Genomic DNA, 16,914 nt, shown 5'->3' with positions numbered 1-16,914 from the left:
GCGGTCACCCTGAGCCTGTCCGAACTCCCGGACAACGCGGTGTGCCTCGGCACGGCCACCTTCGCCCTCGAAGGCTTCCTCAACGACCTCACCTCCCACTCCGGCCGATTCCCGGCCCGGCCCACCGTACGAGCGCTCACCCGCTGAGGCTGGAATGGTGTGCCGAACAGTGGAACGCGGGACTTCGCGGGTGCTGTGATGCATCATCTGCCGGACGAGCGGTGGGCCCTTCGGCGCGAGCGTGTCGCGTTTCGGCGCCGAAGGAGGACAAAAACGATACCGGCCATCGCCGCCACGCCTCCGGCGGCGCCGATCGCACCGGTCCGACCGGCGGTTTCGGAGGTGGCCTCGGAAGCCTTTCGCAGCGGGGGCGCAGGAGAGGTGCCATCGGTCGGTGCCGACGCGACGCTCGGCACCGGCACGCCACCGTTCTGCACTGCTCCGGTCTCCACTGCGGAGGACGGCGACTCGCTCGGTGTCGGAGCGGTCGAAGGGGATGGGGAGCCTGCGGGGGAAGGCGTACTCGTGGCGGTAGGGGAATCACCCCGCCTGCTCCCGATCGTGCTGGTGATGTCGATGTCGTCGACGAAGAGGACCACATCGGCCCTTCCCGCTGTATTGGACGCCTTTTCCGGGCGCCAACCCGGGCGGTAGGCGCCGATCCTGAAGTGCGGCGGCTCGCCGCGATGGTAGTTGTTGGCGCCTTGGTGCGAGCCGACGTTCACGCCGTCCCGGGTCACGGCGATCGACCCGGGTGCGCCGGGGGAAGACCAGGCGATATCGAACGTCCAATGGTTCCAGTTGCTCAGGCGTGCCGCGCCGAGCGAGATGACGGTTTCCTGGATCGTGTCGTTCGTCATCCAGTGGACCTTCAGCCGCCAGTCACCACCGTGGATCGATAGTGCGACAACGGGCTTGATCCGGGGGTCGTCGCTCTGCGTGCTGAACCACTGGGCGACGATGGTGTCGACGTCCTGCCGCTGCCAATCGGGGGGAAGGTAGTTGGCGAAGCTGAAGCGATGGTTGCCCGCGTCGAGGCCCTTGATGACCAGCTCGGATTTGAACGAGCGGCCATCGTTGGGGACGTCGACGCGCGCGGCCCGGCCCGATTTCCCGCCGGGGGCCGGCCCGACAAGAACGTGACCGGAGCCTTGGATGGCCATGAAGGGCAACTTCTGGGAGGGCGATTCGAAGTCGTACGAATGAGAGTCGGCAGCGGAGGCCGGACCGGCGGTCGGAGCGACGATCAGCAAGGCGATGGCACATGCCGTGAGCATGCGCGTGGGATGACGGGCCGGCGACGACGCGTATTGCACGGGCGTTCCCTCGTACAGGGGCGGAGACTCCACCCATCAATCGGCAGGCAGCCGGCCTGGCGGCGGGGTTCGTCCGAAGTGGACCACCGCGGGCACGCGGGCCCCTGGGTTGCAACAGACCCGGCACGACGGCCGGGTGTGCTCATACGGAAGGCATATACGGAAGCCATACAAGATCGACCGACGACCTCCGAACAGAATTAAACATGTAGGCACGGAAGTCAACACTTGGTATACCTCGTCGATCGGGTCTCCATCGCGCAAGGACTACGAAGCCATGTCCTGGGCGGACCCCGTGGCCTGCCGTCGTTTCGCGGCCCATACGAGGTCGACCCGGTATGCCCGAGCCACTGTCCGCTCGGTCGTCGACAGCCCGACCAACAGCGCGGCATCGGGCCGACGTTGATCAGTCCACCCTTTCAAGTTGCGCTCGCGGGCGGGGGACTTGGTCTCGACGCACCGGTAGACCTCCCGAGCCTGGTCCCCGGCTCGGATGGGGATGGTATCGATGCCGATCACCCCGCTTCGCGCAATCCACCCCCACCACCACGCATTTGCAAGTCGCCCGCGCGAGAGCACGGTCTGTCTCCGAATCCAGCAGGTCGGAAACGCAGAACCCCGCCCGGAAGCTCATCCCGTGGCCCGAGAGACAGCCCGTCGACGTTGAGGTTCTTCAACGACGCGACTGCGCCAGGCCACACGAGCAGATCCGAAGGGCCGCGGGTCGCCGCCGACCGGGACCACGGTCCGGTCGGCGCGGCAAGTGTGGTTCACAGGAATCCAATCGGTTGCTTCGCCAACCCCTCCGGGACACGCCGGCCCGTCATGTCCGAAACACCGAAGGTATCGACCAAGTCGGTGACCCGGACCGCGCCTTGCCTCGCCACCGGGTCGACATCGCGAGTTGCCACCGCCAGGTCGACATCTCGCCTCCTCGGGTTCGAGCAAAGAACCACATATCAACATATTCCAACAGAGTAGTCGGCGACCACGAATACCCGGCCTTCGGCTCAACAGATGAACAGCCCTACGCAGATGGTGTGCGGGACGCCCACGACGCGGAGGCGTTACCAAACCGAGACTTGTTGGTAAATGTTTGAAATGGTAGAACCATGCGTGCCATCAGGAGCGAACACGTTGATTGTGTTCCCAGGATGCAGACCTACCGGGGAACTCTCTCCGGTCTCGCTCCGCTCGAGGGCCATGAGGAGCCGATCTCGATGACAGGCAGAGCCAACCGACGGCTGCAGCCCCGGCTGTCGGACTCGTGTTCGCCGCCCCCGGTCCACAAGAGCGCGCGATTCGCCTCCTGCTCAGGTCCGGCGAAGGAGCCTTTGGTGTCCCGTGTTTCGCTACCGGTCGGTGGTCGGGTGCGATCGTCGGGGCCGCGATCCGCGCACGACAGACCGACAGCAACCCGTACCTACCGTCACCGACACCGCCGGCGAATACGCCACCGCGTCCCGTGTGTTGACCACGCACGATCGTTCAGGTTCCAGGCCGGACAACCACGTGTCGTCGCGGCACCGGGCGGCCCGGAAGCAGACCGCGTCGAACGGGCGCGAAGCCCGGTCGGGCCCTCGCCATACATTCGCCCGTCGTCGTCATGCCGGCTCCCCCGGGTGAAATTCGAACAAGTCCCGTCTCGAAGGGCGGCACTCCATCTGCCGCGACCCCACATCTTTTCGGAGCGCGGGATGCGCCGCCCTCGCACACCGGGGAATAGTCGATTACTCGGGGAGCGCCTTTTTTTCAGCATCCGACGACAGATCGGAAACGGATAGGGAGAGCAAAAAGCAGGGCAGCCGAGTGTACGCCCAAGAAGCTGCTTCCACGGGCGACGGTTTTTGTCGGCGAGCTGCGTTGAATACGCGTCTGTTTCCGTCGAAGCAGGTGGATCCACCATGCGTTGACGAGCGCAGCCCGGTGTACGGCAGCCCGGTGTACGGCATCCCGATTCGGCGCTCCGCGCTCCGGCGTAGGCGGATCCCGTCGGCAGCGGGTATTCGGGCACGCGCGATTTCACTCATCCGACGACCTCCCCCGAGGAACGCGGAGGCTCGGGCAAGGATAGCAATCCGAGCAACGACAAATACTTGTCGACTTGACGGGAGGATATTCCCCGGCGGGGAAGTCGAAACAAAATTGTTCACCCGGGGAATTGACCGGGGAAGACCGCTGCATGATCCTTGTCGTCGGTGACCCGAGAACAAGGGGCCCGGTGACAATCCCCCGGGCAACGGGGAACACCTTTCTTTTCCTGAGGAGATGTCTTTTTCCATGTTCCGTACACAGCGGGTCATGTCCCGCGCGGGAACGTTCGGTGTCGCAGGCGGCCTGGCGGCCGTCGCCGTCGTCGGTGTGTCGCCCACGGCCCACGCCTACGAGGACCCGACGGCCCTTCGCTTTCAGGGGCACGTCGCGGACACGCGGAGTTCGGTCCTCCTGCGGGGCGACTGGCAGCCCACGCAGACCGAGTTGATGATCCTGGGTACCCGCACCGGTGCCCCCGAGGCATTGGTGTACTGCATCGACCTGCAAACGAGTCTGCGCAACGACGTGGACTACCACGAGGGCACGTGGGGCGACTCCTGGCTCGCGGACTCGGCCACGGTCGCGAGGATCAACTGGGTGCTGAACCACTCGTACCCCAAGATCGCCGACCTGACCACGCTCGGCAGGACCGCCAATCTCCCGACGGGCAAGAAGCTTTCCGCGGAGGAGGCCGTCGCGGCGACCCAGGCGGCAATCTGGCACTACAGCAACGGCGCCGACGTCTCCAAGTGGAACAACGAGGACGTGCTGGGGCTGTACGGCTACCTGACCGGTGACGCCAACAAGGGACAACCCGACGAACCCGGCGCGTCGCTCGAACTGTCACCGAGCACGAAGTCCGGCAAGGACGGTGACGCGCCCGGCATCGGACCGGTCACCGTCAAGACCACCTCGACCGAACCGGTCACGGTCGGGCTCGGTGGGCAGGTACCGGCGGGCGTGACGCTGGTGGACAAGGACGGCAAAGCGATAACCACGGCGGCGAACGGCACCGACCTGTTCGTCAAGGTGTCCAAGAACCGGCAACCCGGCGAAGCCAAGATCACCGCCTCGACCAAGGCCGGTGTCAACGTCGGCCGCGTCTTCCTGGGCAAGGATCGCAAGCACTCGCAGACCCTGATCACGGCGGGCTCGCAACCGTTCCCGGTCGACGCCTCGGCCATGGTCCAGTGGAGCCATCAGGCCGCACCCGTCCCCTCGTCCAAGGGCAGGGAGGAGTGCGTCCAGGGTGGTGTGAGTGTCACGCTGAAGAACACCGGCGACGCACCGGCGGACTTCACCGTCGACGGCACCAAGGTGACGGTGCCGGCCGACGCCTCGAAGACCCACTTCGTCAAGGTCGTCGAGGACGGCAACTACAGCATCAAGGTGACCGGTCCCGCCGGTTACGCGAAAACCCACACCGGCACGCTCGACTGCGTCGTGATTCCTCCGGTCCCGCCGAAGCCCGCCCCACCGAGCACCACGCCGCCGACGGTACCGCCCGCGACCCGGCCGACCACCGCCACACCTTCGGCTCCGCCCACCGACTCCGCGCCCACCACTCCCCCGACGACGCCACCCACCACGGCTGCGTCCACCGCACCGCCGACCTCCGCGCGCCCGACCACGCCGCCCGCGAGCAAGCCGCCGACCGGCGCGCCGCCCACCACGACCGCACCGTCGGCCTCGGCCTCGGAGCCGGCCCCGCCGGCTCCGTCGACGTCGGCTCCGGAACCCAGCGCGTCGCCCAGCGCCGCGCCGCCGAAGCTGATCGTCTCGATCGTCGTGCCCGGCACCGAGGACCAGCCGATCACCGTCCCGTGGCTCCCGGTCGTGCCCGTGAGTGACTCCAAGGATCTCGCCAAGACCGGCGGAAACGACTCCGACGCCATCCTCTTCACCGGTGCCGCCGTCGCCCTGTTCGTGACCGGCGGTGGAGCGCTCTACCTGAACAAGCGTCGCAACCGTCCCCAGACCTGATCGATTCGTCGGATCGGACCGGCAGAGCCCTCCTCGTGCCGGTCCGACCCGACGACACACGGGTGTCCCTTCCCGGAGCAGGGACTCGAGGAGTCCACGCAACGTGCGCTACGGACGGGCCCGCGCCTGTGTAGAGGAACCTCCGCAGAAAGAACGAGAGGCACTGCGAACGTGTTGTCCTGTGTATTGTGCGGCTCGCCGTACCAGGAGACCGACATCCACTGCCCCGGCGGGCAGTGCGGAGCCGATTTCAACGGCCTGCGCTCGGGGAACCCGGTGTATGCCGTGCAGGCGTGGTGCGAACCGCGCGAAGTGACGGCCGAACCCGGCGAAACCGTCATGGTGAAGCTGATCCTGCGCAACGCCGGCAGCGCCCTGGACCGCTACGAACCGCACCTCGAGCCGGACGCCGACCCGCGGACCGCCATCGACCGCTCCGGTCCTCCCGACGTCTTCCCGGGCGAACAACGCACTTGGCACATCGTCTTGACGGTCCCGCAGGACAACCGCGGCACCGACGCGGGGCCGGCGCGTGTCGGCGGTACCGAAGTGCCGGGCTTCGACGGAACGGAAAACGGCGAGGGCGGCGCGTTCGAGAACCCGACGGAACCCGCGCCCACCGGGCTCGACGTACCGATCCGCGTGATCTCCACGAGTGCCTCCGGCGTAGCCGCCGGCGCACTGTTCTCGATCCGGCGTGCACCGGCGGACGGGATGGACGGGCTCGCAGCGGCGCAGCGCCTCGAGAGGTCGCACGACTCCTCCCACGACGATCGGAGCGGAGGTGGGCATCGTAGGCTCCACATGGCCGGCGCCGCCGGTGCCGCCGGTGCAATCGCGGTCGTCCTCGTCCTGGCCGTCGTGGCGGTCCTGGCCGCGACCGAACTCGACGACGCCAAGGGGCCGGTTCCGCTGCACATGGCGCGTCCGTCCGCGCTCGCCGCACCGACCGCCGCGATCACCACGCCGACGTCCGGCGCGTCGACCGCCTCCACCGTCACGGTGCCCGACGTGGTCGGAAAGACCCAGGCCCAAGGCTTCGCGATACTGCGCCAGAAGGGCTTTCGCCCCACCGCCGTGGGCACCGGCGACACGATCACCTCCACGGATCCGGCGCCCGGAGAGAAGGTGGACCGGGCGAAGACAGCGATCACGGTCGTACTGTCCGCCTCGACGTCGGCGCCTCCGACCTCCAAGTCCGCCACGCCCTCCGTCGCCACCGTGCGCGTGCCCGCAGTGGCGAACTTCGCGTACGCGCGGGCGGAGACGCAACTGGTCGCCCTGGGCCTCACGGTCGCACGCGTGGACGAGGCGTCCGCCTCGGCACCGGGGACGGTGCTGCGGACCAGCCCCGCAGAGGGTGCGATGACCCCCTCTGGATCCACGGTGACCGTGACCGTGGCCAAACCGGACGGCGCCATGACAGTGGTGCCCGACCTGTACAACCGGTACATGCCCGACGCGTTCGCCATGGCGAGCGCGGCCGGTCTCACCTTCGACCTGCCCTACGGCAACCACCTTCGCATGTGCCGACTCCGGAACTTCAGCCCCGGCGTGGGCGCGCCGATCCGCAAGGGCGGCACGATCAAGGTGCTGCAGATGGTGGGCTGCGACTGACCGCCGGGGGAGGCGAGCAGACGCTGCGTCCGATGAGGCCGCCGTGGTGCCGGCACCCGGCACGGTGATCGGGCAGCCCCGCCCGGCGGCCGGATTATCGGGTGCCGGCTCGTGGCTCGGCGCCGCCTCGGAGGCAGGCCGGTCGTAAGGGAATGCCGGAGACAGGTGGGACTCCCTGGAAAGTCGCGTGCCGCGCATGCGAAGAAGACGGATCCAGGCGAATCGACGCGCGGTGCCCGGGACGGGCGGCGACGTCTTCCCCACCCGCCCGGGATCCCGTTGACGGCGGCAACCTACCCCGAGCGGTTGGCGATTGACAGAGGTTGTTCACGCGCGAGCGCGCTCCCGGCCGGGAGGCGGAACCCCGGAAGCGAACAACCGGCCCGGAGCAGCACGGAAGCAACGAAGCACCGACATTCCTGGGCGTACGGCTGCGTCTTCCGTGCCTCGGCGCCGAGGTGGTCCCGGTGGTCCCGGTGGTCACTCCAACTCCCGTGCGGATCAAGCGCGAGTCGTTGACGACGGATCGGATCGGGATACCGCGTTCCGCCTGCAGGTTCGGCCCATGTCCTCTGGGTGCGTTCATGCATGATGACGGGATGAACCATACCGACCAGCGCTTCCACGTCATCGTGCTGTCGAACTTCGCGAAGGGCTTCGACAAGTACGCGTTCGCTTACGGGAAGGAGGGAATTCCGGAGAGTACCTACCCCGACCGGTTCCACCTGCTGACCCGTGCGGAGTTGGGAATCGGCATCGGCAAGGCGCGACGCTTGCTGGACCGTCTGGCCATTCCGGGCGATCGGCTGCTGGTGCTGGAAACCACGGTGGACCCCGACAAGCTGATACCCAACGTGTCGACCGGCCTCGGCACGGAACTGCACGAGGCTCGCATCCGGTTGTCAGCAGTCCACGAACTCGACCAAGTAGGCGACGAGTTCACTCTGCGTCCGACAACCGTCGAGGATGCGATGGCGGCCTCCCTGCACCTGCACGAATCGGCACAGCGTCGCTACGCCGACACGCGACCGCGCACGGTTTCGCTTCTGCCGGTCGCCTCCGCCTGCCAGGCCCGGTGTTCGTTCTGCTTCTCCTCGGCTTCGATCTCCAGCGACCAAGCACCGGCACGGGTCCCGTGGGACGCGGTCGCCCACTGGCTGGAGCGCGCCCGTGCGGCGGGGGCCGAGCGTGCAGTGATCACCGGCGGCGGGGAGCCCACGCTCATACCGTTCGAACAGCAGTTGCGACTGGTGTCCGCCTGCTCGGCGGCCTTCCCGAAGGTCGTCCTGATCACCAACGCGCACACTCTGGCAAGGGGCGGGCACGCCGACCGAGCCGACCGCCTCGCAGCCCTGAGCGCCGCAGGTCTGAGCGTACTGGCGGTCTCCCGGCACCATCAGGACGACGCCGTCAGCGAGCGGCTGATGATGCTGCGCACGCCGGTGAGTTCTGTGATCGACACCTGGCGCGTGGGACGTGACCGGTGGCCGGGGCTGCGGATGAGGCTGATCTGCGTGCTCCAGCACGGCGGCGTCGCCGACGCGGCCGAGGTCGCCGACTACCTGTCGTGGGCCGCGTCTCTCGGTGTCGAGGAAGTCTGCTTCAAAGAGCTCTACGTATCCACCAGTACCGAGTCGCTCTACTTCGACCGCGCCGCCAACGTCTGGAGCCGAGAGCACCAGGTATCGCTGTCCATCGTCACCCGGTTCGCCGAGCAGCACGGCCTCGAACTGGCGAGCCGCCTGCCCTGGGGCGCGCCGGTCTACCACGGCAGCTGGGACGGACAGCCGATGCGGATCGCCGCCTACACCGAACCCAGCCTGCTCTGGGAACGCACCAACGGCATCGCACGCAGCTGGAACGTCCTGGCCGACGGACGCTGCTACGCCTCGCTGGAAGACCGGGCCAGCGAAATCGTGCCGGAAGGTGCGACGGCATGAGGTTCGACGAGTTCCAGGAATTCCGGCAGCGGCAACTCCGTGCTTCCTCGTCGCTTCTGGACGCCGCCGAGACCAACGTGTACCGGGCGCTTGCTCCGATGCGACCGGAACCGCCGACCGACATGAGCACGGTGCACCGATGCGATCTCGCCCGTGCCTGGCTGCGGCGCTTCGAGCTGCCGGAAGAGTGGTCCGGCCACGCCATGGTCTGTCGCGGGGTCCGTCACGGGCTCGGCGTGGTGTTCCACCGGCTGCGCGCCGTGCAGGCGCGGTTGTGGCTGCCCAGCGACGTGTACCCGGTCTACTTCGAGCTGGCCCGCGCCGCGGGCCTCGCGCCCGCGTCCTACCCGACGCTACCCGCGCCGGTCCTGCCGGGGTCGCCGGCGGACCACCGGCCCGAATACCTGCTGCTCGCCAACCCCAGCAGGCCGCTCGGCCGCTACCTGTCCGATGCCGAGTGCGCCGCGGTGATTTCGTGGTTGCGGGTATCACCACACCGCCGCCTGCTGATCGACAGCGTCTATGACCTGGGAGCCCCGCTCGCTGCCGGCACACGGCGATTGCTGGACACCGGTGGCGCGGTCCTGCTGCATTCGGTCACCAAGGGATGGCTGTGGCCACGCACGTTCGGCGTGGTCCTGCTGGGTCCGGCGCAAGCCGAATTGGCCGAAGCGTTCCGGGCGGATCCGCCGACGTCGGCACAGCTGAGGCTCGCCGACCGTCTGCTGACCGAGCACAGCGACGTGCCCCGGCAGGTCGCCGACGAACTGGCCGCACGGGCTGAGCGGCTGTTCGAACGGTTGCCGGACGAAGTGCTCGGGGCGATTCCCACGGCGAGCCGCACTTGTCCCGGCAACTACTTCTTCCCGGTTGAAATCCCAGCGGAGACGCTCCGGCACGAGTGCGGCGTGCTCGCCATGCCGGTCGGCGTGTTCGGGGAGAGCAGTTGGTCCGGCTCCATCCTGACCAGCCTTGCCGACGCTTTCGGCCCGACGCCGGCGGTGGCACGATGAGCCGGCCCAAGCCGGCCGGAGTGCGCGTTGGGTTCCCGGTGCCTTTCTCGATCGGGCAGGTCAACTGGGACCCGCCGGATCGGGGGTCGGCGCCGGCCCGCCGGAGGCGATCGGTGCGCGACCGTTTTCGGCTGATCCTCGGATGAGGAAGCGGATCCACCGGGCGGCGCGTGCGGCGGCGAACCCCACGAGCACGCCGATCAGTGCCGGAGCGAGATCGGCGGCGGGAAGAGTCTCGGTGCCGAGCAGTTCGCGCAGCCACGGGACGTACACGCCGGCCAGGCCGAGCGCCGCGGAGGCGAGTACCGCGATCGGCAGTGACGGGTTCGCCCGGGTGAGCAGCCGGGTGCGCAGGCCCGCCACGACGCCGAGTTGGGCGCCCAGCAGGGTCAGGAACAACAGGGTCTGCCACCCGCGGCCGGTGTGGTCGGCCCAGGTGCCCACGGCGAGACTGATCGCGGTGACGACGACGCCCAAACCGAGGACGCGTTGCCACAGGCCGTCAGCGAGGATGCTCTGCTCGGGCGGGCGCGGCGGGCGGTGCATGGTGCCGGGGTCGACCGGTTCGGCGCCCAGGGCCACTCCGGTGAGGCCGTGGGTGAGCAGGTTGATCCACAGGATCTGGCCGGCGACCAGTGGGATGGGCATCCCGAGGGCGGGTCCGATCAGCATGATCGCGATCTCCGCGATGCCGCCGGAGAGTGCGTACAGCAGGAAGCGGCGGATGTTGTCGTACACCCGGCGCCCTTCCTCCACGGCGGCGACCACGGTGGAGATCTCGTCGTCGGCCAGCACCACGTCGGCGGCCTGGCGTGCGACTTCGGTGCCCCGCTTGCCCATCGCGACACCGATGTCGGCTCGTCGCAGCGCAGGCCCGTCGTTGACGCCGTCGCCGTTCATCGCGGTCACGGCGCCGCGAGTACGCCACGCCTGGATGATCGTCAGTTTCTGTTCGGGGGTGGTCCGGGCGAACACACGGGCGGAGGTGAGGTCCAGGGTCGAGTCGGCGCTCATGTCGGCGCCGGTCAGGACAGTGGCGCCTCGCTCACCGATGATGCCCAGGCGCAGCGCGATGGCGCGGGCGGTGGCGGGGTGGTCGCCGGTGATCATCACGGGGGTGATGCCGGCGGCGCGGCAGGCGGCGACGGTGTCGCGGGCGGTGCTTTTGGGTGGGTCGGCGATCGCGATCAGGCCGAGCAGCGTCATGCCCGTCTCCGCCGACTCGGCCGGCTCCGGCAGGGTTTCGAGCCGGCGTGTCGCGAAGGCCAGGACGCGGTAGCCCGCGGCGGCCAGTTCGTCCGCCGCATGCCTGGCGATGCGCAGGCCGGTCGCGTCCGTCGTGAGGAATCGTGAGGTGAGCACGACTTCGGGGGCGCCTTTGAGGAATGCCCGCAGGCCGTCGTCCGGGTCGTGGTGGATCGTGGTCATGCGCTTGCGCACACTGTCGAACGGGGCCTCGGCCAGCCGCGTATGGCCCTCAAGCAGGCAAGTGCGATCGAGGCCCGCCTTGCCCGCCGCGGCGACGAGTGCGCTCTCGGTGGGGTCGCCCAAGGCCCGCCATTGGGTGTTGTCGGTGTCCGGAGGGACCAGTGTCGCGTCGTTGCAAAGCACTGCGGCAGTCAGCAGATCGCGAATGTGCGGGACGGCCTCGGCGTCGACCGCTGAGCCGGCGACGCGGAGTTGTCCGACCGGGCCGTATCCGCTCCCGGTGAGTTCGGCTGTTCCTGTCGGCGTCCACAGCCGCTCGGCGACCATGCGTCCTTCGGTGAGGGTGCCGGTCTTGTCGGTTGCCAACACCGTCACCGAGCCCAGTGTCTCCACCGCCGGCAGATTGCGGACGATGGCGTGTCGGGCCGCCATGTGCCGGGCGCCCAAGGCGAGTCCGAGCGTTACCACCGCGGGCAGCGACTCGGGCACGGCGGCGACCGCGAGGCTGATCGCGGTGATCGCCATCGCCTCGATCGGTTCGCCGCGGAGCAGGCCGAGGCCGAACACCACCGCGCACAACGCGATCACCGCGACCGCGAGCACCCTGCCCAAGTGCGCGAGCCTGCGCTGCAACGGTGTGGGGCCCGGGTGTTCCCGCATGAGCACGGCGATCCGGCCCAGGGCGCTGTTCGAACCGGTTGCGATCACTTCGACCACGGCCCGGCCGCGGAGCACGACGGTGCCCGCGCCGAGCAGGTTTTCCGGCTGTACCTCGCCGGACGGGTCCGGGGCGGACTTGTCCGCCGGCATCGACTCGCCGGTCAGCGCGGACTCGTCGACGAGCAGGGCCGACCCCTCGGCCACGCACGCGTCCGCAGGAACGACGTCCCCCTCGACGAGGAGCACGACATCCCCCGGAACCAGTTCCGCGGCGGTGAGTTCGCACTCGATTCCGTCACGGCGGACCCGAACGCCGGGGGCGGCCAGATCGGACAGCGCGGTCACCGCGTGGTCCGCTCGGATCGCCTGCGCCACGCCCACCACCGTGTTCACCATGACCACGACGAGGATGATGGCGGTATCGGCGAAGTCGCCGGTCACCGAGGTCAATACGGCGGCGGCGAGCAGTACCAGGACCAGCGGATCCCGCAGTTGTGCCACCACTCGCGCCCATACGGGTGTCTGCTCGGCTCGTTCGATGGTGTTGGAACCGCACTCGGCGCGTTTGGTCTGCGCTTGACGCGTGGTCAGTCCCGTTGCGGACTCCGTGGGTCGGGTCGGGGGGTATCGGGCCTGTGCCTTGTGCATCGTTGTCCGCCGTTCCGAGGGGATGCAAGGTGGGTCGGGGCGAGCCGATCAACGCTGCGCAGGTTCCCGGTCGTCGTGCGCGCCGGGTACGACGACCAGGGGGCAGTGGGCGCGATGGATCAGTCCTTGGCTGACCGAGCCGAGCAACATGCCCCGGAATCCGCCGAGTCCGCGGCTGCCCACGACCAGGCACAGGGCGTGCTCGGACGCCCGTACGAGGGTGGCGACGGGGTGGCCGACCAGGACGTCCCGGGACACCGCGACCTCGGGATATTTCTCGTGCCACCCGGCGAGCGTCTCGGCGAGCCGGATCCGGCCCTCCTGCATCTCGTCCGGGATGGAGATCCCGCTTATCAGCCCGGCGAAGGGCTGCCGGACATGCAACGCGAGCAGCGGGAGAGCGCGTACGGAAGCCTCCTCGAACGCGTACGCCACCGCCGTCTCGGACCGCCGGGCCCCGTCCACCGCGACGACGATCCGCCGCGTGTCGACGCCCGCCGGCTCACCCGCCCGCACCACGACCACCGGACACGAGGCGTGCGCGGCGACCGGCACCGCGATGCCACCGGTCGTCATCAACTCCTTCGCCGAAGAGAGCTGTCGCGACCCAAGGACGAGCATCGCGGCTGTACGGGCCCGATCCCGCAGTACATGCGTCGGTTCGCCGTCGACCAGGTCGGTGTCGACCTCCAACCCGGGGTGTCGGTCCGTCGCCAGGACGCGGGCCTCGTCGAGCGCAACTTGCCCCGCGTTGCGGAAGCGGCCCGGCCAGGTCTGCGGGTACGCGGCGCCCCTGGCGTCGCGGTCGATTCCGAGCGGCCAGTCCAGGGCGTGCACCAGAAGCAACGGGAGCTTCCGTCGCGCCGCTTCGTCCGCCGCCCAGGCGATGGCGAGCTTTCCACCGTCGGTGTTCTCGACACCGACGATGATGGGCGGCAGTCCTCCGTGCGCCGTCATGGGCACTCCAATCGACCAGGGCCGACGCGATGTCGGCGCGTTCGAACTGTGCTCCATCGGAGCGTGCCGACAAAGGACCGGTCGGCCCCACCGAAAGGACCGATGGTCCCCTCGGCCATCGAACTCGGCTGCCCCGAGGGAAGTTCGGTGGCAGCCGCCGACGAGGGGATCCCGTCGGCGGCCCACTTCGCAGTGTCTTGCCGCACTTGCCCACGGGTGGGGACCGCCGTTGCGCTCGGCCTCGACGTGGCGGGCCTTCGCCCGCTTCATGTGGTGCGGGAGTCGGGTGTCCTTGAACTCCGCCCGGGCCGATCGCGACGGTTCGACCGTCCGTTGTCGAGGCCGTGTCACGGGTCGTGTCGTCTTCGATCCGGTCGCGCGGCATCGGCGTCTCCCGACGGGGTGCGGCCGGCTCGCAACGTGCGGGCGATGTCGTCCGCCCAGGCGTCGATCTCGCCCCAGTCGCGATAGTCGCCGTAGTGACCTCGGAGCATGCGATAGAGGTTGCGCCCGAACCAGGGGAGATCGTCTTTGTCCAGCGCCCCTGCGAACACGTGGTGTTCGTGGATGCGCATGACCTCGCGGAAGCACGCGACCTGTGCGGGCTCGGGGGTGCGACGACCGAGTCGGCCGGCGACGATTCGGGTGAGGCCGACGCTGAACAGCCATCCGGGCCGTCCGTCGAGGTCGGCGGCGTGGCCGCGCAGGAACGCCTCCGCGGGCGGCAGCCAGCGACCATTGCGGATGGCACTGCCCAGGACGAACGCGTCGTAGCGTCGTGGGTCCGTGAGCGCACTCATGGGCGCGGTCTCCGCGTGTACGCCGTCCTGTTCGAGCAGCGTGGCGATCCGGTGCGCTATCTCGTGCGTGGAGCCGTGAACGCTCGCATAGCCGACGAGAACGATCACCGCGTCACCTCCCTGAGGCTGTGTCCACCCACCATCTCTCCACGTACGACCACACGGCAGGGCCGATCGGCCCTTCACAGTTGTCGTTGCCTCGATCTGCGAACGCCCCGGCACATTTCGACGCTGACGCTGTGGGTCAATTCGGGTCCTCGCGTGACGTACGGCCTTCAAGACGGCGGTTGTGGTCCTGAGGGCCGACGCGGTCGTTTGGGAGGGTGTCGATGTCGATGCAGCCGAGGGCTCACGGGGAGATCCCGGTCGAGACGGTGCGGGTGGCGTGGGCGGCTTTCCCGAAGGGAAGCCCGGCTATTCGGATCCGGGACGAGTTGGGTGTGCTGTTCGCCGACGAGCGGTTCGCGGATCTGTTTCCGCGCTCGTGGGAAACCCACCCGGTCACCGGGTCGGCTCGCCTTGGTGCTGGTGTTGCAGTGCGTGGAGGGGCTCACCGATCGGCAGGCCGCGAACGCGGTACGGGCGAGGATCGACTTCAAATACGCGCTCGAGCTGGAACCGAGCGATCCGGGCTTCGACTTCTCCGTGTTGTCGGAGTTCCGCGACCACCTGATCGAGGCGGCTGCCGGACGCTTCCGACCCGGATGGACTGGACGACACGCCCGTCGTCACCGACACGGAGTCGCGCAACGTAGTCGACCCCGCATTTCGCGCCCCGACGGACCGTTTGCGGCGTGACGAGCCCCCTGCAGCCGGCCCCTCGAAGACCGCGCCATAGCCCGGGAGTAAAGAGTGACCGCGCACGAGGGCGCGCGAACAGGGGGCGCCGATACCCACCATGCGGGCCCGGCGCAGTGAGGCGGGGCGAGCCCCCGGCGCAAACGTCGTGGAGGAATCCCCCACGTCGGAGAGCGATCCCCGTGATCCATTGCTGTTCGAGGGCGAATGCGTGTGGACTGTGACGGCAACTGCCCAGAAGAGTGACCGCAGTTGGGCTCGACGATGTCCTGTGGGGCGGCTCGAGGCCACCCCGCTCATCTGGTTAGTGGCGAAACGGTAGTTCGCGGTCAGGTGTTTCGTACCAGGGTCGTTGCTCCACCCGGCCGTCCTCGTCCACGGTGACGGTGAGTCCGAAGCGGTCCGTGTTCGACTTCCCGGCGGCGTCCCACCGGTGGTAGGCGGCTTGGACCTCGGCCCACAGGTGGCGGGGCCCGGCCTCGCGCGCCTGGGGATCGTAACCGTCGCCGAATGCGGCTACGGCGATGGACGGGCCCCTGCCGGTGTCGGCGCCGTAAAGCCACAGGTTCGTACTCTCCGCGCCGTGGACGAGCCGCGGTACGCAGTGCGGGACGTGGAGTCCAATGACGAACTCGGCAGGCTCGTACAGGGCCCCGGTGATGTCGGTGATGTCGATGTCCGGCTCGGACATGCGCGCGGTCGCCGTCCAGTCGGGCGGGAACGGCGACTGCGGGTAGCGGGCACGCTGGGACCGGAGCTTCATGAATGCGAGTGGCGTGGTGAACGGCCCGGACGCCCGGCCGGGGTCGGTCACGGTCAGCACCGCGGTCCAGTCGTACGTGGAGTAGTCGGTGCCCCAAGGCATGACGATCACGCCGCCGGGGCGGGTTTGTTCGATCCACGCGGCCGGGGTGCGCCGTACCCCGGCCGTGACATGTACGCGGTCATAAGGCCCGTGTTCAGGGTGTCCGAGCGTGCCGTCGCCGGTGACGACGGTGACGTCCCGGTGCCCGGCTTGGGAGAGGTTCTTGCGGGCTTGTTCGGCCAGGTCGGTGTCGAGTTCGATCGTGGTGACCCGGCAGCCGCGTGCGGCGAGTAGCGCCGCGGTATATCCCGTACCGGTGCCCACCTCGAGGACGTTTTCGCCGCCGGTGATGTTGAGATCGCCGAGCATGCTCGCGACTGCGGACGGCATGGACGCGGACGACGAGGGGCTGTTTCCGGGCTCGTCGCCGGTGTGGTTGCCGTCGTCCCATTGAGTAACGAGCGCGTTGTTTCCCTGGACAGCTTCGTCCCAGGTGTCCCGGCCGTGGCTGCCGCTCCCGGTGCGATCGATGACTGTCGTGTACTGGCTGCCGTCCCATGCCCAGATGCGATCGGGTGCGAAGTCCGCGCGGTCGACTCCCTCGAAGGCACCTTTCCAACCGTCGGGAAGGGCGTCCACGTCGGCGAGGACACGCGCAATGCCGGCGGGCGCGGTCACTTGTCGTCGCGATGCCGGCCGGGACCGGGGGGCGTGTTGCCGTCGGGATGGTCGTTGGGGCCGGTTGGCTTCGGATCGGGCACAGGCTCTTGGAGCGGGGCGGGGCCCTTTCCTCGGTTTCCCATACGTGCCTCCCTCGGCGCCGGCGACCGAACCCCTCGGGCGCCGTACGGGTGTCCCTCCTTCGCAACATACGGGCGATACGCACGGGCGTCAATCACGATCAGCTAGGAAGCG

Annotated in this window: 10 protein-coding genes and 1 pseudogene; 5 read left to right on the top strand and 6 right to left on the bottom strand. The window is 68.7% G+C overall.

Annotated elements, in window-relative coordinates:
* Positions 1–203: 203 nt before the first annotated feature.
* Positions 204–1,316 carry a heparin lyase I family protein gene (locus ACIRL2_RS28685; protein ID WP_402235718.1) on the bottom strand — a complete coding sequence of 371 codons (1,113 nt, stop codon included), beginning with the start codon at positions 1,314–1,316 and terminating at the stop codon, positions 204–206.
* A 770-nt stretch (positions 1,317–2,086) separates the two neighbouring features.
* On the bottom strand, positions 2,087–2,203 hold the full coding sequence (locus ACIRL2_RS28680; RefSeq protein ID WP_402235730.1) for a DeoR family transcriptional regulator: 117 nt from the start codon (positions 2,201–2,203) through the stop codon (positions 2,087–2,089).
* A gap of 1,393 nt (positions 2,204–3,596) precedes the next feature.
* Between ACIRL2_RS28680 and ACIRL2_RS28675 the strand changes: the two genes are divergently transcribed.
* The 4 genes from ACIRL2_RS28675 to ACIRL2_RS28660 all read left to right on the top strand — a co-directional run bounded on the left by ACIRL2_RS28675 (position 3,597) and on the right by ACIRL2_RS28660 (position 9,903).
* Entirely contained in the window at positions 3,597–5,333 is a 1,737-nt protein-coding gene (locus ACIRL2_RS28675) for a Cys-Gln thioester bond-forming surface protein (protein WP_402235715.1), read from the top strand.
* Between the two features lie 171 nt (positions 5,334–5,504).
* Positions 5,505–6,950 carry a PASTA domain-containing protein gene (locus ACIRL2_RS28670; RefSeq protein ID WP_402235714.1) on the top strand — a complete coding sequence of 482 codons (1,446 nt, stop codon included), beginning with the start codon at positions 5,505–5,507 and terminating at the stop codon, positions 6,948–6,950.
* A gap of 599 nt (positions 6,951–7,549) precedes the next feature.
* Positions 7,550–8,890, top strand: coding sequence for a radical SAM protein (locus ACIRL2_RS28665; protein ID WP_402235712.1), 1,341 nt, complete (start codon positions 7,550–7,552; stop codon positions 8,888–8,890).
* The gene (locus ACIRL2_RS28660; protein ID WP_402235709.1) at positions 8,887–9,903 is read left to right on the top strand and encodes an aminotransferase class I/II-fold pyridoxal phosphate-dependent enzyme; all 1,017 of its coding nucleotides are present in this window, start codon (positions 8,887–8,889) and stop codon (positions 9,901–9,903) included. Before ACIRL2_RS28665 ends, ACIRL2_RS28660 begins: the two co-directional genes overlap by 4 nt.
* A gap of 60 nt (positions 9,904–9,963) precedes the next feature.
* Here ACIRL2_RS28660 and ACIRL2_RS28655 read toward each other — a convergent pair whose 3' ends face one another.
* The 3 genes from ACIRL2_RS28655 to ACIRL2_RS28645 form a co-directional block, all read right to left on the bottom strand.
* Positions 9,964–12,639 (bottom strand): cation-translocating P-type ATPase, encoded by a 2,676-nt coding sequence (locus ACIRL2_RS28655; protein ID WP_402235706.1) that lies wholly within the window; start codon positions 12,637–12,639, stop codon positions 9,964–9,966.
* Between the two features lie 48 nt (positions 12,640–12,687).
* The gene (locus ACIRL2_RS28650) at positions 12,688–13,596 is read right to left on the bottom strand and encodes a universal stress protein (protein WP_402235703.1); all 909 of its coding nucleotides are present in this window, start codon (positions 13,594–13,596) and stop codon (positions 12,688–12,690) included.
* Between the two features lie 347 nt (positions 13,597–13,943).
* Positions 13,944–14,504 (bottom strand): flavodoxin domain-containing protein, encoded by a 561-nt coding sequence (locus ACIRL2_RS28645; RefSeq protein WP_402235700.1) that lies wholly within the window; start codon positions 14,502–14,504, stop codon positions 13,944–13,946.
* A gap of 221 nt (positions 14,505–14,725) precedes the next feature.
* On the opposite strand from ACIRL2_RS28645, the pseudogene ACIRL2_RS28640 reads away from it, so the two are divergent.
* Positions 14,726–15,089, top strand: a pseudogene (locus tag ACIRL2_RS28640) (transposase); the annotation flags it as partial.
* A gap of 409 nt (positions 15,090–15,498) precedes the next feature.
* Here the strand turns inward: ACIRL2_RS28640 and ACIRL2_RS28635 are convergent.
* Entirely contained in the window at positions 15,499–16,638 is a 1,140-nt protein-coding gene (locus ACIRL2_RS28635) for a methyltransferase domain-containing protein (protein ID WP_402235698.1), read from the bottom strand.
* Positions 16,639–16,914 lie beyond the last annotated feature (276 nt).

The organism is Embleya sp. NPDC127516 (assembly GCF_044765325.1).
GTDB lineage: Bacteria > Actinomycetota > Actinomycetes > Streptomycetales > Streptomycetaceae > Embleya.
Note: the sequence above shows the minus strand (reverse complement) of the source record. Positions and strands in the feature narration are given on the sequence as shown.